Origin of the sequence: Streptomyces sp. NPDC020192 (assembly GCF_044388685.1) — a bacterium.
GTDB lineage: Bacteria > Actinomycetota > Actinomycetes > Streptomycetales > Streptomycetaceae > Streptomyces.
In genome coordinates this window covers 1-20696 of record NZ_JBIRXG010000003.1, presented here as the reverse complement: position 1 = coordinate 20696, position 20696 = coordinate 1, and the positions used below count along the sequence as shown (strand labels likewise).

16 protein-coding genes and 1 rRNA gene are annotated in these 20696 nt (G+C 70.9%); 8 read left to right on the top strand and 9 right to left on the bottom strand.

The annotated features are described in order from the left end of the window. The first annotated feature begins 208 nt into the window (after positions 1-208). Positions 209-724, top strand: a complete 516-nt coding sequence (locus tag ACH47Z_RS07145; RefSeq protein ID WP_399071432.1) for an Rv3235 family protein — start codon at positions 209-211, stop codon at positions 722-724. Between the two features lie 76 nt (positions 725-800). Here the strand turns inward: ACH47Z_RS07145 and secA are convergent, their stop codons facing one another. Then, entirely contained in the window at positions 801-3614 is a 2814-nt protein-coding gene (gene secA, locus ACH47Z_RS07140; protein WP_399071430.1) for a preprotein translocase subunit SecA, read from the bottom strand. A 252-nt stretch (positions 3615-3866) separates the two neighbouring features. Here secA and ACH47Z_RS07135 point away from each other — a divergent pair, with 252 nt between their 5' ends. Together ACH47Z_RS07135 and ACH47Z_RS07130 are read left to right on the top strand one after the other, a co-directional pair. Next, a complete protein-coding gene (locus ACH47Z_RS07135) occupies positions 3867-4436 on the top strand; it encodes a GNAT family N-acetyltransferase (RefSeq protein WP_399071428.1) in 570 nt (189 codons plus the stop codon). Between the two features lie 63 nt (positions 4437-4499). Continuing rightward, positions 4500-5675 carry a winged helix-turn-helix domain-containing protein gene (locus ACH47Z_RS07130; protein WP_399071426.1) on the top strand — a complete coding sequence of 392 codons (1176 nt, stop codon included), beginning with the start codon at positions 4500-4502 and terminating at the stop codon, positions 5673-5675. Between the two features lie 25 nt (positions 5676-5700). On the opposite strand, the gene ACH47Z_RS07125 is transcribed toward ACH47Z_RS07130, so the two are convergent. From ACH47Z_RS07125 to mtnA, 7 genes are all read right to left on the bottom strand, one after another. Beyond that, the gene (locus tag ACH47Z_RS07125; protein WP_399071424.1) at positions 5701-6447 is read right to left on the bottom strand and encodes a response regulator; all 747 of its coding nucleotides are present in this window, start codon (positions 6445-6447) and stop codon (positions 5701-5703) included. A gap of 204 nt (positions 6448-6651) precedes the next feature. Next, on the bottom strand, positions 6652-7341 hold the full coding sequence (gene hpf, locus ACH47Z_RS07120) for a ribosome hibernation-promoting factor, HPF/YfiA family (protein WP_399071422.1): 690 nt from the start codon (positions 7339-7341) through the stop codon (positions 6652-6654). A gap of 309 nt (positions 7342-7650) precedes the next feature. After that, on the bottom strand, positions 7651-8574 hold the full coding sequence (locus tag ACH47Z_RS07115) for a ComF family protein (protein ID WP_399071421.1): 924 nt from the start codon (positions 8572-8574) through the stop codon (positions 7651-7653). A gap of 148 nt (positions 8575-8722) precedes the next feature. Then, positions 8723-10561: an LpqB family beta-propeller domain-containing protein gene (locus ACH47Z_RS07110; RefSeq protein WP_399071419.1), complete on the bottom strand. Its 1839-nt coding sequence runs from the start codon at positions 10559-10561 to the stop codon at positions 8723-8725. Next, entirely contained in the window at positions 10551-12659 is a 2109-nt protein-coding gene (gene mtrB, locus ACH47Z_RS07105) for an MtrAB system histidine kinase MtrB (RefSeq protein WP_399071417.1), read from the bottom strand. The genes ACH47Z_RS07110 and mtrB overlap by 11 nt, the downstream gene beginning before the upstream one ends. A 1-nt stretch (position 12660) precedes the next feature. Next, positions 12661-13350, bottom strand: a complete 690-nt coding sequence (mtrA, locus tag ACH47Z_RS07100; RefSeq protein ID WP_191870552.1) for a two-component system response regulator MtrA — start codon at positions 13348-13350, stop codon at positions 12661-12663. A gap of 4 nt (positions 13351-13354) precedes the next feature. Further along, positions 13355-14497 carry an S-methyl-5-thioribose-1-phosphate isomerase gene (gene mtnA, locus ACH47Z_RS07095; RefSeq protein WP_399071415.1) on the bottom strand — a complete coding sequence of 381 codons (1143 nt, stop codon included), beginning with the start codon at positions 14495-14497 and terminating at the stop codon, positions 13355-13357. A gap of 140 nt (positions 14498-14637) precedes the next feature. Here mtnA and ACH47Z_RS07090 point away from each other — a divergent pair, with 140 nt between their 5' ends. From ACH47Z_RS07090 to ACH47Z_RS07070, 5 genes are read left to right on the top strand one after another with little or no spacing between them, the layout of a single operon-like run. Then, positions 14638-16044 (top strand): glycerophosphoryl diester phosphodiesterase membrane domain-containing protein, encoded by a 1407-nt coding sequence (locus tag ACH47Z_RS07090; protein WP_399071413.1) that lies wholly within the window; start codon positions 14638-14640, stop codon positions 16042-16044. A 4-nt stretch (positions 16045-16048) separates the two neighbouring features. Next, positions 16049-16828 (top strand): DUF4129 domain-containing protein, encoded by a 780-nt coding sequence (locus tag ACH47Z_RS07085; protein ID WP_399071412.1) that lies wholly within the window; start codon positions 16049-16051, stop codon positions 16826-16828. Then, on the top strand, positions 16825-18021 hold the full coding sequence (locus ACH47Z_RS07080; RefSeq protein ID WP_399071410.1) for a DUF4350 domain-containing protein: 1197 nt from the start codon (positions 16825-16827) through the stop codon (positions 18019-18021). Before ACH47Z_RS07085 ends, ACH47Z_RS07080 begins: the two co-directional genes overlap by 4 nt. Beyond that, the gene (locus tag ACH47Z_RS07075; protein ID WP_399072300.1) at positions 18021-19010 is read left to right on the top strand and encodes an AAA family ATPase; all 990 of its coding nucleotides are present in this window, start codon (positions 18021-18023) and stop codon (positions 19008-19010) included. The genes ACH47Z_RS07080 and ACH47Z_RS07075 overlap by 1 nt, the downstream gene beginning before the upstream one ends. Next, entirely contained in the window at positions 19010-20320 is a 1311-nt protein-coding gene (locus ACH47Z_RS07070) for a DUF58 domain-containing protein (protein ID WP_399071407.1), read from the top strand. The genes ACH47Z_RS07075 and ACH47Z_RS07070 overlap by 1 nt, the downstream gene beginning before the upstream one ends. Positions 20321-20422: 102 nt before the next feature. Here ACH47Z_RS07070 and rrf read toward each other — a convergent pair. After that, positions 20423-20539 (bottom strand): 5S ribosomal RNA (rrf, locus tag ACH47Z_RS07065). Between the last annotated feature and the right edge of the window lie 157 nt (positions 20540-20696).

Here is a 20696-nt window from a genome sequence, read left to right as displayed (position 1 = left end):
TGAAGCCGTGGACACCAGGCCGGGAATTCACCCGGTGCACCCGCGGAATCCCGGGGTTCCGGGCACCCCGGGTCCCCCGGATAGGTGAACCTTTCCGTCTCTCCCCGGCCGGTGCCGCCGTCCTTGCCACCCGGCTCGCCGCCCCGTACAAGATCCCCACCAGCGAGTTACCGCCCGGTATCAACCGGGCCAGCCGAACGGGGACCCCATGAACAAGGTCATGAGCCGTACCGCCCAGCCCCGCCCGCGCCACCGCCCGCCGACCCGCCACGACACCCGCCGCCCGGGCGGCGCCCCGCCCCGCAAGCCACCGACGAGGAGCAGCCGCGACACCCCGCCCACCTCCAGGACGGCCGCCAAGCCCCGCACCGCCCCGGATGCCACTCAGCCCCCGGTCCGGCCCACCGACGTCTTCACGGACCGTCTCCTGGCCGTCCTGAGCGGTCAGCGCCCCGTCCACTGGATGCTCCGCCACACCGCCGGCCGCGCCTACGACGACCTCACCCGCCTCGCCGAACGCCGGCCCCTGCGCACCCGAGGCTCCCGCCCCGTCATCCACGACATCGGCTACTACGTCCCCTGCGACGGCGCCCTGGAGGTCTTCGCCCGCATCGCCGCGGGCGACCAGCTCCGAGCCCTGGCGTTCCGCCTGGAACTGGGCCAGGACCTCCGCTGGCGCTGCACAGCGGTAGAAGCCACAGCCCGCCCCCAACCGACCGCATAAGGGCAACGCAAAGGGCCGGGCCCCAAAAGGAACCCGGCCCCGCTCGGTTCAGCAGCCGAACGACCGCGAACGCCCGTTACTTCTTCCGGCGCCGTCCGCCGCCCTTGGCCTGACGCCGCCGCTCGGCCCGCGTCAGCCCGTCGGCCTCCGACCGCACCGGCTCGTCGTCCTCCAGGTCACGCTCGACGATGCCACCCTCACCGTCCACCGTCGGCGCGGAGAAGTGCAGATCCCGCCGCTGCGGAACATCCAGCCCCTTGGCACGGATCTCGGGACGAGCGCCCGCCTGCGCCGGCACCGTCTCCTGGACACCCTCGGCGGCCGCCTCGGCGGCCTCGACCGGGACCTCCTCGACCTGCTGCTCGACCTGGACCTCCAGGTTGAACAGATAGCCGACGGACTCCTCCTTGATGCCCTCCATCATCGCGGTGAACATGTCGAAGCCCTCGCGCTGGTACTCGACCAGCGGGTCCTTCTGCGCCATCGCGCGCAGGCCGATGCCCTCCTGGAGGTAGTCCATCTCGTAGAGGTGCTCGCGCCACTTGCGGTCGAGGACCGACAGCACGACCCGGCGCTCCAGCTCCCGCATGATCTCGGAGCCGAGCTGTGTCTCACGGCTCTCGTACTGCTCGTAGATGTCTTCCTTGATGGACTCGGAGATGAACTCGGCGGTCAGACCGGCCCGGTCACCGGCGGCCTCCTCCAGCTCCTCGATGTCCACCTTCACCGGGTAGAGCTGCTTGAAGGCGCCCCACAGCCGGTCCAGGTCCCAGTCCTCGGGGAAGCCCTCGGCGGTCTCCGCGGCGACGTACGCGTCGATCGTGTCGTTCATGAAGTGCTGGACCTGCTCGTGCAGATCCTCGCCCTCCAGCACGCGACGGCGCTCGCCGTAGATGACCTCGCGCTGCCGGTTGAGCACCTCGTCGTACTTCAGAACGTTCTTACGGGTCTCGAAGTTCTGCTGCTCGACCTGCGACTGCGCGGACGCGATCGCGCGCGTGACCATCTTGTTCTCGATCGGCACGTCGTCCGGCACGTTGGCCATGGACATCACACGCTCGACCATCTGGGCCTTGAACAGACGCATCAGGTCGTCGCCGAGGGAGAGGTAGAAGCGGGACTCGCCCGGGTCGCCCTGACGGCCGGAACGACCGCGCAGCTGGTTGTCGATACGGCGCGACTCGTGCCGCTCGGTGCCCAGCACGTACAGCCCGCCGAGCTCCTCGACCTCGTCCTTCTCGGCCTTGACCGCCTGCTCGGCCCGCTCCAGGGCGGCGGGCAGGAACTGGGCCCACTCCTCGATGTGCTCCTCGGGGTCGAGGCCGCGCTGGCGCAGCTCCGCCTCGGCGAGGTCCTCGGGGTTGCCGCCGAGCTTGATGTCCGTACCACGGCCGGCCATGTTGGTGGCCACCGTGACCGCACCCTTGCGACCCGCCTGCGCGACGATCGTGGCCTCGCGCTCGTGGTGCTTGGCGTTGAGCACCTCGTGCTGGATGCCGCGCTTGGAGAGCTGCTGCGAGAGGTACTCCGACTTCTCGACGGAGGTCGTGCCGACGAGGATCGGCTGGCCCTTCTCGTGCTTCTCGGCGATGTCGTCGACGACCGCCTCGAACTTGGCGACCTCGGTGCGGTAGATCAGGTCCGACTGGTCCTTGCGGATCATCGGCTTGTTGGTCGGGATCGGGACGACGCCGAGCTTGTAGATCTGGTGGAACTCGGCGGCCTCGGTCATCGCCGTACCGGTCATGCCGGAGAGCTTGGTGTAGAGGCGGAAGAAGTTCTGCAGGGTGATCGTGGCGAGCGTCTGGTTCTCGTCCTTGATGTCCACCCCTTCCTTCGCCTCGATCGCCTGGTGCATGCCCTCGTTGTAGCGGCGGCCGGCGAGGATACGGCCCGTGTGCTCGTCGACGATCATGACCTCGCCGTCGATGACGACGTAGTCCTTGTCGCGCTTGAACAGTTCCTTGGCCTTGATGGCGTTGTTGAGGTAGCCGACCAGCGGGGTGTTCACCGACTCGTAGAGGTTGTCGATGCCCAGCCAGTCCTCGACCTTGCTGACGCCTGACTCGTGGATGGCGACCGTGCGCTTCTTCTCGTCGACGTCGTAGTCGCCGGTCTCCTCGACGCCCTTGAGCGGGTTGCCGGCCTCGCCCCTCTTCAGGCGCAGGACCAGCTTGGCGAAGTCGCCGTACCACTTGGTGGCCTGGTCGGCCGGGCCGGAGATGATCAGCGGCGTACGGGCCTCGTCGACCAGGATGGAGTCGACCTCGTCGACGATGGCGAAGTTGTGGCCGCGCTGGACCAGCTCGTCCTTCGACCACGCCATGTTGTCACGCAGGTAGTCGAAGCCGAACTCGTTGTTCGTGCCGTAGGTGATGTCGCACGCGTACTGCTCGCGGCGCTGGGCCGGCGTCATGTTGGCGAGGATGCAGCCGACGCTCAGGCCCAGGAACTTGTGGACGCGGCCCATCATCTCGGAGTCGCGCTCGGCCAGGTAGTCGTTGACCGTGATGAGGTGCACGCCGTCACCGGACAGCGCGTTCAGATACGCGGGCAGCGTGCCCACGAGGGTCTTGCCCTCACCGGTCTTCATCTCGGCCACGTAGCCGAGGTGCAGGGCGGCGCCGCCCATCATCTGCACGTCGTAGTGGCGCTGGCCGAGCACGCGCTTGGCCGCCTCGCGGACGGTGGCGAACGCCTCGGGGAGCAGGTCGTCCAGGCTCTCACCGTCGGCGTACCGCTGCTTGTACTCCTCGGTGAGGGCCCGCAGCTCGGCGTCGGAGAGGTCGACGAAGTCCTCTTCGATGGAGTTGACCTGGTCCGCGATGCGGTGCAGCTTGCGCAGGATCTTGCCTTCGCCTGCACGCATGATCTTCGAGAGGACGGACACGGGGGTTTGTCTCCTTGCCGGTCGGGCCTGGGACGGTCGGTTTCCATTTGACTTACTGAGCAACGGCCATCGTATGCGAGGACCCGGCTGGGCCGGGAGGCCTGGCGGCCCGACGGCTGCTTCATCCAGGACAACGGACGTGGCACAGGGATAGTGCCGCATCCGCGCAAGGATTTGCGCGAAATGTGATCACGCGCTCACGCACGGCGAAAACCGATGGCCCGCGCGCGTGCCGCCGAGCACAATCGGCCGATGGAACCCGTCACACTCACCACGGACCGCCTGATCCTGCGCACGGTCGGCGCGCCCGACACGCAGGCGGTGTACGAGGCCGCCCAGGATCCCGGCATCCAGCGCTGGACCACCATCCCGTCCCCTTATCTGCCCGAGCACGCGAGCGGCTTCACGGAGCAGCTGGTCCCGGACGGCTGGGCGCAGGGTTCGATGTTCACCTTCGGCGTCTTCCTGCCGGGCGGGGAGCTCGCCGGCATGCTCGGTCTCACCATGCGCTCGCTCGGCGTGGCAGAGGTCGGTTTCTGGGCGACGGCGGAGCACCGCGGGCGTGGCTACGTCACCGAGGCCACGCTCACCGCCTGCCGGTGGATCTTCACCGAGGTGGGCGTCGACCGGGTCGAATGGCGTGCCGAGGTCGGCAACCACCCCTCCCGCGCGGTGGCCGAACGCGCGGGTTTCACCATCGAGGGCACCCTGCGCTCCGCGATCAACAACAAGGGGGTGCGCCGGGACTGCTGGGTCGGCTCCCTGCTCCCCTCGGACCTGAGCCTCCCGTCCACGGCGCCGTACCTGCCCGCCCGCAGCTGACCCACGCCGGGCAAAAGACCAGGTCAGCGCGGATTGTCAGTGGCGGCCTCTAGGGTCCGGGGCATGACGACCCTTCCGCGCCCGACCACCACCCTCACCGCGGACGACGCCCGCCGTATCGCCCTGCGGGCCCAGGGCTTCCTCGGCGCGCCCGACCGGCGGGCGGGTGTCCGCGGGGTGCTGCGCCACCTCGGCGCGGTCCAGCTCGACACGATCTCGGTCCTCGCCCGCTCCCACGAACTCGTGCCCTACGCCCGGCTCGGCGCGGTCGGCCGCAAGACGGTCGAAGCCGCTTACTGGAACGACACTCATTCGTTCGAGTACTGGTCGCACGCGGCGTGCATCCTGCCGATCGAGGAGTGGCCGCACTTCGCGTTCCGCCGCCGCGCCTACCGCCACCGCCCGCACTGGAACCACGAGCTGCCCGACGGCACCTACGACCAGGTCATCAAGCAGCTGCGCGCGGAGGGCCCGCTGACCTCCACGGAACTGGGCGGCGCGAAGAAGACGAGCGACTGGTGGGACTGGTCGGGCACCAAGGTCGCCGTGGAGCGCGCGCTGATGTACGGCGAGGTGGTGTGCGTCCAGCGACGCGGCTGGAAGCGCGTGTACGACCTCGCCGAGCGCGCTGTCCCGGACGCGCTGCTGCACGACGAGCTGGACGACACCGAGTGCCTGCGCCGCCTGGTCCGGCTGGCCGGCGAGTCCCTGGGCGTGGGCACGCGCGCGGACATCGCCGACTACCACCGCCTCAAGGGCGAGCAGGTCGACGCGGTGATCGCCGACTCGGGGCTGGTACCCGTCGAGGTCGAGGGCTGGGGCAGACCCGCCTGGGCCGACCCGGCGGCCCTGGCGACGCCACCGCGCGGCCGGCACCGTACGACACTGCTGTCGCCGTTCGACTCACTGATCTGGGAGCGGGCGCGCACGGAACGGATCTTCGGCTTCACCCACCGCCTGGAGGCGTACGTCCCCAAGCCGAAGCGTGTGTACGGCTATTTCGCCATGCCTGTGCTGGCGGGCGGCCGGCTGGTCGGACGGGTGGACCCGGCCCGCGAGGGCCGCACGCTGGTGGCCAGGCAGGTCACCCTGGACGATGCGAAGGCGGTCCCGGCGGTCGCCCAGGCCCTGATCGAGGCGGCCGGCTGGGTGAACTGCGCGGACGTCCGCGTCGAGCGCGTCGACGCGCCCGAACTGCGCGAGCCCCTGGCGCGGGAGCTCGCCCGCACCCTCGCCTAGCCCACCCGATCCGCTGCGGGATCCGCTACCGGATCTCGAGGATCTTCTCCCGCATCGCGTAGACCACGGCTTCCATCCTGGAGTGCAGCTGGAGCTTCTCCAGGATGTTGCGGACGTGGTTCTTCACGGTGTTCTCGGAGATGAACAGCTCCTTGGCGATGTCCCGGTTGTTCATCCCCGTGGCGACGAGTTTGAGGACTTCCAGCTCCCGGTCGGTCAGCCGCGGCGCGGGCACCAGCCGGCGTTCGTCGGTGCGCTGGATCATCGACTTGAACTCGGTGAGGAGCTTGGAGGCCATGGACGGGCTGATCTGCGACTGCCCGTCGGCCACCGCGCGAATGGCGGTCGCCACCTCGTCCGTGGAGATCTCCTTGAGGAGGTATCCGGTCGCCCCCGCCTTGATCGCGTCGTAGAGGTCGGCCTCCTCGTCGCTGATCGTCAGCATGATGATCTTCGCGCTGGGGGCCACCTCCTTGATCGAGGTGCAGGCCTCGATCCCGCCCCGCTTGGGCATGCGGACGTCCATCAGCACGATGTCGGGCAGCAGGTCGGCGGCCTTCTCGACGGCCTCGGCGCCGTCGCCCGCCTCGCCGACGACCTGGATGTCCTCCTCGGCCGCGAGCACGATCTCCAGGCCGCGCCGGAAGAGGGCGTGGTCGTCCACGACCAGGACTCTGATCGGCTCCTCACGTGACGAGCCCGCACCGGGTCCTGCGCCGATGACACCGTCGTCGGCGTCTTCGTCCCGCATCGGTCCGAAGGTGTCCGCCATCGTTCCTCCCCCTGAAGGCTGTGGCCTGTTGTCCCGCGCCATCGCCAACCCAAGGCAACGGCCCACCGGTTGGGCCGGTCCGGCCATGATTTCATGCCCGGGCGACGCCGAGGTGACGTGCGGGGCGTGAAGTGGTCGCACACCGGTGCCCCTGGGGGCGCACACGCGCTGCCAGGGGCACCGGTTCCGCTTCTTCCGGGTGGATCAGCCGCCCAGCGTGCCCCCCGCCGCCGGGGGCGCCTCAGCGACCATCTGGTCCTGGTCGAGATGGATCACGCCGTAGTCGTAGGCGTGACGCCGGTAGACGACGCTCGGCTGCTTCGTCTCCGCGTCGACGAACAGGTAGAAGTCGTGCCCGACCAGTTCCATCTCGTAGAGGGCCTGGTCGAGGCTCATCGGTGCGGCTACGTGTGTCTTCTCGCGGACGACCAGGGGGCCCTCCCCCTTGATCTCCAGCGAGCCGATCTTCTTCGTCGGTACTCCGTCCGCCTCTTCCTCATGGACGGGCAGGCCGTTGCCGTTCAGCGTCGCCACGCCCGGGACGTGGTCGGGGACCTCGGCCGCCGAGATCCGGCGCGTACCGCGCCGTGAGAAACGCTTGTCGTGCTGCTTGCGCAGCCGGGCGTCCAGCTTCTCCGCCGCCAGGTCGAGTGCCGCGTACGGGTCGCTGGCCGCCGCTTCCGCCCGGATCACCGGACCGCGGGAGCGGAGGGTGATCTCCACTCGGTCACAGCGGTCGGCCTGTCGGGGGTTGGGCTCCTTGGACACCTCGACGTCGAGGCTGATCACCTTGCCATCGAGCTTCTGGATCTTCTCCAGGTTCAGCTTCTCGGCCACGTGCTTGCGGAACCGCTCGGGCACCTCGGTCTTGCGGCCTTTGACGACGATGTCCACGCAGAACTCCGTTCCCGGATCGCTCCGCTCGGTCGGCGGAGCATCTCCCTTTTGCACCAGGTCCGGTGAACCCCGGACCTCGGACTCGGTGACTTCACCTCCTCCTCCCCCATGGGCAAGATCTTCACCCCCTGAGCGCGGGTGATTGCGGAAACCGCGCCGCGGCATTCGGATATGAGAGGTGTGGCCTGCGCCTTTCCTCACAACCGAACATATCTCGCCCGGACGGATGTCGTCACCCTCTACTGCGGCGTACCTCCGTTCAGGTGAATTTCCCCTGTCACTACCTGCAACGATGCAGGTTGGCGGTCAGTTCCTGTTTATTTCGAAAGAATCCCGAGGCGCGGCGACCACCGCCGCACGGAACGCGCACCCGGGGGCGTTCGACGCCGTCTTTTCCGGTGCACCATGCACCCACTTCCCGTCGTCCGGCCGCGTTCCGCTCCGTCGTTCTTCCCTTCCTTCCCGAGTTACGGTCGAGTACACGGAGGTTCTCACTCCGCGTCCCCTCTCTCGGCGCAACAGAGCCACCTCCCGTAAGGCCCGCGCCGCCTCCGCGAGGCTGGCGCCCGTCGTGATCAGGTCGTCGACGAGCACGACCTGCCCCGCGTCGAGCAGCCGGTCACCGCCCGCCATCACCTCCAGCGCGCCAGAGAGGTTCTCCAGGCGTCGCCGCGCGTCGAGTCCGGCCTGGTCCGCCACCGGCCGCCGCTGGCGCAGGACGGCCGCCACCCGGGCCGGCGTCCCGGCGCGCCGCAGCTCCCCGGCCGCCGCGAGCGCCATCCGCCGTACCGGATCGTGCCCCCGTGCCCGCACGGCCCACCGGGCGGAGGGCACGGGGACGAGCACCACGGTCCCGCCACTCCAGGACCCAACTGCCCCGCCGTCGGCTCCCGACCCCGGACCGGCACCGATACCGATCCCGGCACCCGCGCCACTCCCGGTGAGCCCCGCCTGCACGGCCCTCGCCAAGGCCGCGCCCAGCACTCCCGCGAGGGACAGGGCGCCCCGCTCCTTGTGGGCGAGCAGCAGCTCCCTCACCTCCTGTGCGTACGGAGCCGCCGCATGCACCACCGGCAGCCCGGCCGGCTCCGGCACCGGCCGCACCCGCCTCGGCACCCGCCCGTCCAACGCGACCCGGCATCGCGGGCAGAGCGCCGTACGAGGCGCTCCACAGCCCGCGCAGTCGGCCGGAAGCACCAGGTCGGTGAGGTCCCGCCACCACCCCCGCATGCCCACCACTGTGCCAAGCCCGAAGGCACCCGGCCACCCCTGTGGACAACGCCCTGTGGACAACTCGGGGGACCGCACAACGCCCGTCACTCACACGGAGGAACGCGGCCCCACGAGGGAAGGGGCAGACGGGCAGGCATGGCCCCGCTCAGCCCGGATAGACCGGTGCCGTTCCGTCCTTGTCCACCTTCTGCCACTGCGCCCCGGACGGCAGCCGTACGACCCCGTCGTCCTCCGAGTAGGCCACCAGCGGGACCCGCTCGTCCTCGGACGCGGCGATCGCCTTGACGCCGGTGAGAGCGCCCGGCGCCGGACCGTCGAGCGTGGAGCCGTCGACCTGGACGTACCGCATCTGCAGCACGCCGCCCTGCTCCCTGCCGACCGCGAGCAGCCTGCTGTCACCGGCCCACGACAGGGCGCTGACCTGCTCCAGGTCCGGTGCGGCCGAGCGAAGTTCGACCACCGAGGTGCCCTCCCCGGTGCCGTCGTCACGCTGGATCCGGCCGATGAGCAGGGACTGCTTGCCGTCCTTCTCCACGACCAGCGCGATCCGTACCCCGTCGGCCGCCACCCGGGCGTCCTTGATCTGCCCGGACAGCTCCGGGACCGCGACCTCCTGCCGTTTGGCGGCGCCCTGTGCCACGACGTACAGCCGGGAACGGTGCGGGTCCCGGTCGGCCACCCACAGGTCGCCGCGGGCGTCCCAGCTCGGCGTCGTCAGCCGGTCGGCCGGGGTCGGGCCCGCGCTGGTCAGCAGCGCGTTCCCGAGCAGACTGCCCGAGGCCAGCGACGTCACGTACAGCGACTTGCCCGAGTCGCCGACCCCGGCCGCACTGTGCTCGTCCCGCGACACCGCCACCGACTCCAGGCCCTTGTCGCCCTCGCCGAACGCACCCGGCACCGGCAGGGCACTGGTACCCGTGCTCCCCGTCGGCATCCGCACCAACCGGTGCCTGCCGTCGAGGAAGTACAGGTACTCGGGGCTCTTGGCCGACCCGTGCCAGGCGACGGACTCGGCGCGCTCCTCACTCAGATCGCACAGCCGCCTGCCGCCGACGCCCTCCAGCGCGACGGACTCCAGCGTCGGTACGAGGTTCCTCAGGGTGAACAGCACCTGCGTCGCCATCTCGGTGCACTTGCCCGGCGCGACCTGGGATTCCTTGAGGTTCAACGGCACTGTCAGCTTGTTCTGATCGTCCGGAGCCAGCCCCGACACGTCCTTCTGCAGGGCCGTACCGGTCGGAAAACTGGACCTGACGACCGGGCCGAGCCAGCTGGTGGGGCCGTCCAGCAGCGAGCGGACCATCTGCGTCATCGGGTCCACCTTGCTGCGCACGAACACCGGATCGGCCACCGCCACCGGCTGTCCCGTCGCCCCGACCGTCGTGTCGGAGGCGAAGTAGTACTTGTCGACGGACGTGTAGTTGCGCTGGAAGTCCGACTTGCCCATGACGACGCCGTCGGGCAGCCCGTCGATGCGCCACTGCCCCGTCTTGGCGTTCCGCGCGAGGTGCACCTTCTTGCTGTAGGAGCCGTCGGCGGGCTGGTAGGCCTGATGCGCGTCCACGGTCGCGACCCGGGTGCCGGCCAGCACACAGGTGACGCTGCTGGCCGGATCGGGCTTGGCGCCCGCGCGGCAGTCGGGCTCGATGCTCGGCCCGTTCGCGAGGACCGTGGTCGACCGCTCCGGCCGCCACGCGCGCGCGGCGTCGTCCGTCAGGTACTTGCGAGCCGTGTCGTAGTCCGGGTCGTCGCTGGTCAGCGCCTCCAGGAAGCCCTGCATGATCTCGGCCGGCCCGGCGCCCTCGGCCGGCGGCATGGCGAACACCCGTACCCCGGTGTCCTGCCGCGGTGTGGACTCCACGTTCCGCAGGTCTCCGCTGTCGGGCATCGAGGCGCACCCCGCCAGGAGAACGGCCCCCAAGGCGGTGTACGCCACCGCGCGCCCGGGCCGCAGCCGGACGCCCCCCTTGCGGTCAGCGCCCACGAAATGCCTCCCCTGGCTCGGTCGAGTCCTGCGGTGCGCCGCCCGTGTCCGGCCGGGCCACGCCCGGGTCGGCCGCCGAGCCTGCGGCGGTCCCGTCGTCCAGGCGCCGCGGGCCGCCGGTGGACCGGGGCACCACGCGCGCGCCGTTGCCGTTGCCGGGCAGGGCGGCCGGGTCGGCGGCCGGAGTGACACCGGCCAGTCGCGGCGCACGCGGCGGCAGCGAGGGCGCGGCAGGGCCACCCTGCTGCACGGGAACGGTAGCCCGCTTCTCCCCACTCCCGCCGGGCAGGCCGGCCTCGTCGAGGCCGCGGTTACGGCGCGAGTCCTTGGGCTCCAGCGGTATCGGCGAGCCCCGCAGCGGTTCGTCGGCGGTCCTCGGCAACGTCAGCCGGAACTGCGAGCCGCCGCCCGGCTCGCCCCAGGCCTGCAGCCAGCCGCCGTGCAGCCGCGCGTCCTCCAGGGCGATGGACAGCCCGAGGCCCGTACCACCCGTGGTACGCGCGCGTGCCGGGTCCGCGCGCCAGAAGCGGCTGAACACGCGCGTGGCCTCGCCCGGCTTGAGCCCGACGCCGTAGTCGCGCACCGCGACGGCGACCGCGCCGCCCGCCGTGGCGAGCTTGACGACGACGTCCTTGCCCTCGCCGTGCTCGACGGCGTTGACCACGAGGTTGCGCAGCACGCGCTCCACGCGGCGGGCATCGGCCTCGGCGACGACGGGCTGCTGATCGCCGACCACGCGTATGTGCGTGCCCTTGCGCTCGGCGAGCGGCTCGGTGCCACTGACCACGCGCCGGACGACCTCCCTGAGGTCTATCGGCTCGGCCTCCAGCGCCGCCGCACCCGCGTCGAACCGGCTGATCTCCAGCAGATCCGCGAGCAGCGACTCGAACCGGTCCAGCTGGTCGGCGAGCAGTTCCGCCGAACGCGCGGTCACCGGGTCGAAGTCCTCGCGCGCCTCATGGATGACATCGGCGGCCATCCGGACGGTCGTCAGCGGGGTGCGCAGCTCGTGCGAGACGTCCGACACGAACCGGCGCTGCATCCGCGACAGGTCCTCCATCTGCTGGATCTTCACCTGGAGGTTCTGCGCCATCTTGTTGAAGGCCTCGCCGAGGCGCGCGATGTCGTCCTCGCCGGTGACCTTCATCCGCTCCTGCAGCCGCCCGGCGGAGAGCCGCTCGGCGATCCCGGCCGCCATCCGCACCGGCGTGACGACCTGGCGCACCACCAGCCAGGCGATGGCGCCGAGCAGGACGACGACGAACAGCCCGGCGGTCGCGAGGGTGCCCTTGACCAGGCTCAGGGACTTCTCCTCCTGCGTGAGCGGGAAGAGGTAGTACAGCTCGTACGGCCGCCCGTTGGGGTCGTTGACCTGCTTGCCGATGACCAGCGCGGGCTGCGCCTCCTTGCCGTTGGAGTAGACGATCCGGGTGTAGCTCTGCGCGGCCGTCGTACCGCTGTTGACCCGCTCCCGCAGGTCCGCGGGCACGCTGGAGGTCGGATTGACGTTCCCGGAGCCGCGCGGGCTGCGGCCGCCGCCGCTGTCGTCGCCGACGGGCAGCGTCACCACGTCGAAGGCGCCCGCGCCACCGCTGGACAGCGACTCCACGAGATCGCTCATCCACGGGATGATGTTCTGCGACTGCCGTCCGTCCGCGGTCGAGGTGCCGTCACCCGTGCCCGTGGCCGGGTTCGTCCCCGTGGCGGTCCCGCTCGCCGCCTCGTCCGCCTTCTGCTTGGCCACCGCGAACCCGCCGGTGGCCTGGCTCTGCGAGGCCTTCACCTTCGCGTCCAGCAGGCCGTTGCGCACCTGCCCGATCACGACGAAGCCCAGCAGCAGCACGACGCCCAGCGACATCAGCAGGGTCGTCGCGACGACCCTCAGCTGGATGTTGCGCCGCCACAGCCGCATCACCGGCAACAGCGGACGGCGCACCCAGCGCAGGAACAGCCTGAGGACCGGGCTGCCCTGGACCCCGCCCTGGAGCAGCCCGCCCTCGAAGAGACTCCTGAACCGCGCACCGGCACTCCGGCCGACAGGCCGCCCCGGACGGGCCCCGGACCGGCCGGGAGCCGAAGCGGCGCTGTCCCCGGACATGTCAGCTCGGTCCGGCCTTGTATCCGACGCCACGGACTGTCACCACGATCTCCGGCCGCTCCGGGTCCTTCTCGACCTTGGAACGCAGCCGCTGGACATGCACATTGACGAGCCGCGTGTCGGCGGCGTGCCGGTAGCCCCACACCTGCTCGAGCAGCACCTCACGGGTGAACACCTGCCACGGCTTGCGCGCGAGCGCGACCAGCAGATCGAACTCCAGCGGGGTCAGCGCGATCGACTGCCCGTCCCGCTTCACCGAGTGCCCGGCCACGTCGATGACCAGGTCACCGATGGTGAGCTGCTCCGGCGCGGGCTCTTCCGACCGCCGCAGCCGCGCCCGGATCCGGGCGACCAGCTCCTTCGGCTTGAACGGCTTCACGATGTAGTCGTCGGCGCCCGACTCCAGGCCCACAACGACATCCACGGTGTCGCTCTTGGCCGTGAGCATCACGATCGGCACCCCGGACTCCGCCCGGATCAGCCGGCACACCTCGATGCCGTCCCGCCCGGGCAGCATCAGGTCGAGCAGCACCAGGTCGGGCTTGGTCTCCCGGAAAGCGGCCAGCGCCTTGTCGCCGTCGGCTACGAAAGACGGCTCAAAACCTTCACCACGCAGCACAATGCCGAGCATCTCGGCCAGTGCGGTGTCGTCGTCGACGACAAGGACTCGTCCCTTCATAAACGACATCATCCCATTAGCTAATCGTTACCTGGCGTGACCTCGCACACAGCTCCCCCAGAGCCTCTGCGGTCACGGGTGAAACGGCTCCCTCCTCGGTGACGATCGCCGTCACCAGCTCGGGCGGCGTCACGTCGAACGCCGGGTTGTACGCCTGGGTCCCCAGGGGTGCCACCGGAATCCCACCTCCTGCTCCCGTCACCGGCACCTGGGGTGCTGTGACCTCGGTCACCTCAAAGCCGGGGCGCTGCTCGACCTCGATGGACGCCCCGTCGGGGGTGTCCGGATCGACCGTCGTCACCGGCGCCACCACGATGAACGGCACATGGTGGTACCGCGCCAGCACAGCGAGCGGATAGCTCCCCACCTTGTTCGCCACTGAACCGTCGGCCGCGATCCGGTCCGCCCCGATCAGCACCGCGTCCACCTCGCCCGCCGCGAACAGGGAACCCGCCGCGTTGTCCGTGAGCAAGGTGTACGCCATGCCGCTGCGAGCCGCTTCGTACGCCGTCAGGCGAGCACCTTGCAGCAACGGACGCGTTTCGTCCACCCACAGCCGCCGCAACCGCCCCTCCCGGTGCGCCGCGAGGGCCACCGCGAAGGCCGTACCTTCCCCGCCCGACACCAGCGAACCGCTGTTGCAGTGCGTCAGGATCCGGTGCCCACCGCCGGGCAGCAGCTCGTTCAGCAGCGCCAGCCCGTGCGCCGCCATCCGGGCGCTGGCCTCGGCGTCCTCGCGGTGCAGCGCCCGCGCGGCGGTCAGCGCCGCCGCGGCCGCCACGGCGGGATCGCCGGTCTTCGCCAGCGCCGCCTCGTACGCGGCCTGCGCCCGGCGCACACCGACGGACAGATTCACCGCGGTGGGCCGGGCACCCGCGAGCGCCCGCGCCGCCTCGGCCACGTCGAATCCCCGTACGGCGGCGAGCGCGACGCCGTACGCCCCGGCGATCCCCAGCAACGGCGCTCCCCGCACGGCGAGCGAACGGATCGCCTCCACCAGCGCCGATGCGTCCGTGCACACCAGCTCGGCCTCCTCGGCCGGGAGCCGTGTCTGATCGAGAAGGACCAGTACCGGGCCTTCGGGTGGTTCCTCCCATCGGATCGCGGGTATTCCGGTCGGCCGTTTGTCCCTGTCGGTTCGCTCCTGCTGATCAGCCATGCGGTCAGTCTGCCCCGGATCCCGCGGACAATTGAAGGCGTCCAGCGCCCACCGCGGCAGGTCCCTGGACGACCACCCCATGGCACGATGGCTGCCAACCTGCCGCCGCGACAGCGGACCGGCACCGAGAAGGAGTTTCGATGACAGACACTCCGGGCTGGGCCTCGCCCGGATCCGCCCCGTCGTCCGAGGGGCGGGAACCCGGCGCGTCCGGCCCCACCGAGCCCGCCGACCGCCCTGGCGGCACCGAGCCCGCGCCGCAGCCGGGCACCGATCCGCAGGGCCCAGGCACGAAGTGGTCCAAGGAGCAGCCGCCACCCGGCCAGTGGTCCGCGCCCACCGGTGCCCCCGGCCCGCACCAGGCCCCGCCGCCCCCACCGCCCGGCCCTGGCTGGGGCGGACAGCAGCCCGGCACTCCCGGCCCCGGCGGATACGGAAGCGGGTACGCAGGCCCTCCCGGCGGCTACGCAGGCCCGCCCGCCGGCTACAGCGGTTACGGCGCCCCCGGCGGCTACGGAGCCTGGGGCGGCGGCTGGGGCGGCCCCCCGCCCGCGGCCAAGCCCGGTGTCATCCCGCTCCGCCCGCTCGGCGTCGGTGAGATCCTCGACGGCGCCGTCTCCACCATGCGCACCTACTGGCGCACGGTGCTCGGCATCTCGCTGGCCGTCGCCCTGGTCATGAACGTCAGCATGGTCCTCCTGCAGGGCTTCATCCTGAACGACACCACCGTCCAGACCACGCTCAGCAACCCCAACACCACGCCCTCCGAGGCGCTCCACGCCCTGCGCGACACCATGATCGGCGCCGGCGCTCTCTCGATGATCCGCACGGCCGCCATCCTCATCGCGACCGCCCTGCTCACCACCATCACCAGCCGGGCCGTTCTCGGCCGACCGGTCACCACCCGGGAGAGCTGGCGCGACGCCCGGCCGCAGATCCTGAAGCTGCTCGGTCTGCTCATCCTGCTGGCCCTGATCTTCGTCGGCGTGATCGTCGCCGGAGCACTGCCCGGCCTGCTCGTCCTGATCGCCGGGGGCGGCGACAACGCCGGAACGGCGCTGCTCTCCCTGGGCTTCCTCGGCGGAACCATCGTCGGCGTGTGGCTGATGATCCGCTACTACCTGGCCGCTCCTGCCCTGATGCTGGAGCGGCAGGGCATCGTGAAGTCCCTGAAGCGCTCGGCCAAGCTCGTGCGCGGCTCCTGGTGGCGCATCTTCGGCATCATGCTGCTCACCCTCCTCATCACCGTCATCGTCTCGGCGGTCGTCACCATCCCCTTCACCCTCATCGGAGCCGCCGCGAGCGGTGACGGCATGAACGACCTGCTCGGCACCAGCGGTGGACACATCGGTTGGACGACCCTGATCATCCGCGGAATCGGCGCGCTGGTCGGCGCCACGCTCACCCTCCCCATCAGCGCCGGCGTCACCGTGCTCCTCTACATCGACCAGCGCATCCGCCGCGAGGCCCTCGACCTCGAACTGGCCCGCGCCGCCGGTGTCCAGGGCTACGGCACCGGCGCCCCCGGTCCCGTCCCGGGGAGCTGATGCGGTGAGCATCGCGGGGGGAGTTCTCACGGCGGCGGGCCCGTCCGGCGTCGGCGGCACGGTCGTACGCGGCCTGCTGCGCGCGTCGCACACTGGCGTCCTCGTGGCAGGCGGCTCGGGAGAAACGCCGCCTGTGACCATCCCGCGCGATCCTGCGCGGGAAGCAGCCCGGCGTGAACTGTCCAAGCGGATGTACCACCAGGACGACCCCGGCCTGTTCCAGCGCGCCCTGAACGCGTTCTGGGAGTGGCTCGACCGGCTGTTCAACTCGGCGGCCTCGGCGACACCCGGCGGCACGCTCGGCCTGGTCGTCGTGACCCTGTTCGTCGTCGCCGTCCTGGCCGCCCTGTGGTGGCGGCTGGGCACCCCGCGCCGCCAACCCGCCTCCGCCGCCGTCCTGTTCGACGACCGCCCCCGCAGCGCCGCCGAACACCGCGCGGCCAGCGAGGCGCACGCGGCCCAGGGCCACTGGAACCAGGCCGTCCAGGAACGCATGCGGGCCATCGTCCGCGCCCTGGAGGAACGGGCCCTGCTCGACCTCCGCCCCGGCCGCACCGCCGACGAAGCAGCCGCCGAAGCCGGCGGCACCCTCCCCGCGCACAGGGACCGGCTCGCTTCCTCGGCACGGGAGTTCGACGACGTGACGTACGGCGGGCGCAGCGCGAGCGAGCAGTCGTACCGGCGCATCGCCGAACTCGACCGCGACCTGGAACGCACCAGGCCGGCCCTCGCCGACAGCACCAGCAGCACGGCCCACAACACCCGCCAGGGGGCCGCCCAGTGACCATCGAGGCCGGCCTGCCTGCGACCTCCACCGCCCCCACCGCCCGCCAGCTGTGGACCCGCGCGCGAGGCATCACTCTCGCCGTCGTCCTGCTCCTCGCGGCGGCCGTCGCCACGGCCGCCGTACGCTCCACCGACCGACACGGCGAACTCGACCCGCGCTCCGCCGACCCCTACGGCAGCCGTGCCGTCGCCCAACTCCTCGCCGACCACGGTGTCTCCACGCGCGTGGCCACCACACTCGACGAGGCGCGCGCCGCCGCCGGCCCGGACACCACCCTCCTGGTCGCCGTCCCCGACCTGCTGACGACCCGTCAACAGGACCGACTGCACAAGGCCACCGCGGCCTCCGGCGGGCGCACCGTCCTGGTCGCGGCCGGGAGCTGGTCCGTCGAACGGCTCGTCCCCGGAGTCATCGCGGACCCCGCCACCAGCAGCCGCAGCACACTCGCCCCCGACTGCGCCCTCCCCGAGGCCCTGCGCGCGGGCAGCGCCGACACCGGCGGCATCCGCTACACCACCACCCACCTCGACGCCGACGCCTGCTACCCCAGCCACCGCCTCGCCACCCTGCTGCGCGTCCCCGCGGCATCCGGGGGCGGCGACACCGTCGTGCTCGGCGCGCCCGACATCCTCTTCAACAACCGTCTCGGCAAGCAGGGCAACGCCTCGCTCGCCCTCCAACTCCTCGGCTCCCGCCCCCATCTGGTCTGGTACCTCCCCTCGCTCGCGGACACCTCGGCCACCCATAACGGCGACCAGAAGAACTTCCTCGACCTGCTTCCCTCGGGCTGGCTCTGGGGCACACTCCAGCTGTTCATCGCAGCCGCCCTCGCCGCCTTCTGGCGAGCACGCCGCTTCGGGCCCCTCGTGCCCGAACGACTCCCCGTCGCGATTCGCGCCTCCGAGACCGACGAAGGCCGCGCCCGCCTCTACCGAAAGGCCAACGCCCGCGACCGCGCGGCCGCCGCTCTTCGCTCCGCCACCCGCACCCGGCTCGCCCCCCTCGTCGGCGTCCCCGTCACCCAGGCGCACACGCCCGAGGCCCTGCTCCCCGCCCTGTCCGCCCACCTCGCCGGCGAAGGACAGACCCTGCACTCCCTCCTCTTCGGACCGCCGCCCGGCGACGACGCGGCCCTCGTCGCACTGACCGATCAACTCGACGCCCTCGAAAGAGAGGTACGCCGTCCATGATGGACCCGACCACTGACAACGCCGGGAACACCGGGGAAGCGGGCACTGCCCGTGCCTCCCTGGAAGCCCTGCGCGCCGAGATCGCCAAAGCCGTGGTCGGCCAGGACCCCGCCGTGACCGGCCTCGTCGTCGCCCTTCTCTGCCGCGGACACGTCCTACTGGAAGGAGTCCCCGGAGTCGCCAAGACATTGCTCGTCCGCGCCCTCGCATCCGCACTCGAACTCGACACCAAGCGCGTCCAGTTCACCCCCGACCTGATGCCGAGCGACGTCACCGGCTCCCTCGTCTACGACACCCGCACCGCCGAGTTCTCCTTCCAGGAAGGCCCGGTCTTCACCAACCTCCTCCTCGCGGACGAGATCAACCGCACCCCGCCCAAGACCCAGTCCTCCCTCCTCGAGGCCATGGAGGAACGCCAGGTCACGGTCGACGGCACCCCCCGCCCTCTCCCCGAACCGTTCCTGGTCGCCGCGACACAGAACCCCGTCGAGTACGAGGGCACCTATCCCCTCCCGGAAGCCCAACTGGACCGCTTCCTGCTCAAACTGACGATCCCTCTGCCCTCGCGCCAGGACGAGATCGACGTCCTCACCCGTCACGCCTCCGGCTTCAACCCGCGCGACCTGCGCGCCGCCGGCGTACGCCCCGTCGCCGGCCCCGCCGACCTCGAAGCGGCCCGCGCCGCCGTCGCCAAGACGACCGTGTCCCCCGAGATCACCGCCTACGTCGTGGACCTCTGCCGCGCCACCCGCGAGTCGCCCTCCCTCACCCTCGGCGTCTCACCGCGCGGCGCCACCGCCCTCCTGGCCACCTCGCGCGCGTGGGCGTGGCTCACGGGCCGCGACTACGTCATCCCCGACGACGTCAAGGCACTCGCCCTGCCCACCCTGCGCCACCGCGTCCAACTGCGCCCGGAGGCCGAGATGGAGGGCGTGACGGCCGACTCCGTCATCAACGCCATCCTCGCCCACGTCCCGGTCCCCCGCTGATGGCACTCACCGGACGCGCTGCCCTCCTCGCGGCCCTCGGCTCGATCCCCGTCGGCATCCTGGAACCAGGCTGGACGGGCATCCTCGCGGTCAACGGCCCCCTCGCCCTGGCCTGCGCCTGCGACTTCGCACTCGCCGCCCCCGTACGTCGCCTGGTCCTCACCCGATCCGGCGACACCTCCACACGTCTTGGCGAAACCGCGGACGTCACGCTCACGATCACCAACCCGTCCCGCCGTCCCCTGCGGGCACAGCTGCGGGACGCGTGGCCGCCGAGCAGCTGGCAGCCCGGCACCGAGATCGCGGCTTCCCGCCACCGCCTGACCATTCCCCCGGGTGAACGCCGGCGCGTCACGACCAGACTGCGCCCCACCCGCCGTGGCGACCGCCAGGCCGACCGCGTCACGATCCGCTCCTACGGCCCCCTCGGCCTGTTCTCCCGCCAGGGCGCCCACAAAGTGCCCTGGACTGTACGAATTCTGCCCCCGTTCACCAGCCGAAAGCATCTGCCGTCGAAACTCGCCCGATTGCGTGAACTCGACGGCCGCACCAGCGTGCTGACACGTGGTGAGGGAACCGAGTTCGACAGCCTGCGCGAGTACGTCCCCGGCGACGACACCCGCTCGATCGACTGGCGCGCCACCGCCCGGCAGTCCAGCGTCGCTGTCCGCACCTGGCGCCCCGAACGCGACCGGCACATCCTGCTGGTCCTGGACACCGGCCGCACCTCCGCCGGCCGCGTGGGCGACGCCCCACGCCTCGACGCCTCGATGGACGCGGCTCTGCTCCTCGCGGCCCTCGCCTCCCGCGCCGGCGACCGCGTGGCCCTCCTGGCCTACGACCGCCGGGTACGCGCCCTGGTCCAGGGTGCCTCAGCGGGAGACGTGCTGCCGTCCCTGGTGAACGCGATGGCCCCACTCGAACCGGAACTCGTCGAAACCGACGCACGCGGTCTCACCGCCACAGCACTCCGTACGGCACCTCGCCGTTCCCTGATCGTCCTGCTCACCACACTCGACGCGGCCCCGGTGGAACAAGGTCTGCTCCCGGTGCTTCCGCAGCTCACCCAGCGGCACACCGTTCTCGTCGCCTCGGTGGCCGACCCGTACATCGCGCGCATGGCCAAGGCCCGGGGCAACACGGAGGCGGTGTATGAGGCCGCAGCAGCCGCCCAGGCACAGAGCGAGCGTCAGCACACCGCGGAACAGCTCCGTCGTCATGGAGTGACGGTGGTGGACGCGACTCCGGAAGATCTGGCGCCAGCACTGGCGGACGCGTATCTGGCCCTGAAGGCGGCGGGCCGGCTCTGATACGAGCCTGCTCCGCCGTTCTTCGGGAGGGTACGCGTGCGAAAAGGTTCCCTGAAACGCAGAAAGGCCCACGCCATCCGGCGTGGGCCTTTCTCAAAATTTGTTCGGCGGCGTCCTACTCTCCCACAGGGTCCCCCCTGCAGTACCATCGGCGCTGTGAGGCTTAGCTTCCGGGTTCGGAATGTAACCGGGCGTTTCCCTCACGCTATGACCACCGAAACACTATGAAACTGTCAGCCGCACCATGTGTGGCACATGGGGCTGTTCGTGGTTTCAGAACCAACACAGTGGACGCGAGCAACTGAGGACAAGCCCTCGGCCTATTAGTACCGGTCACCTCCACCAGTTACCTGGCTTCCAGATCCGGCCTATCAAC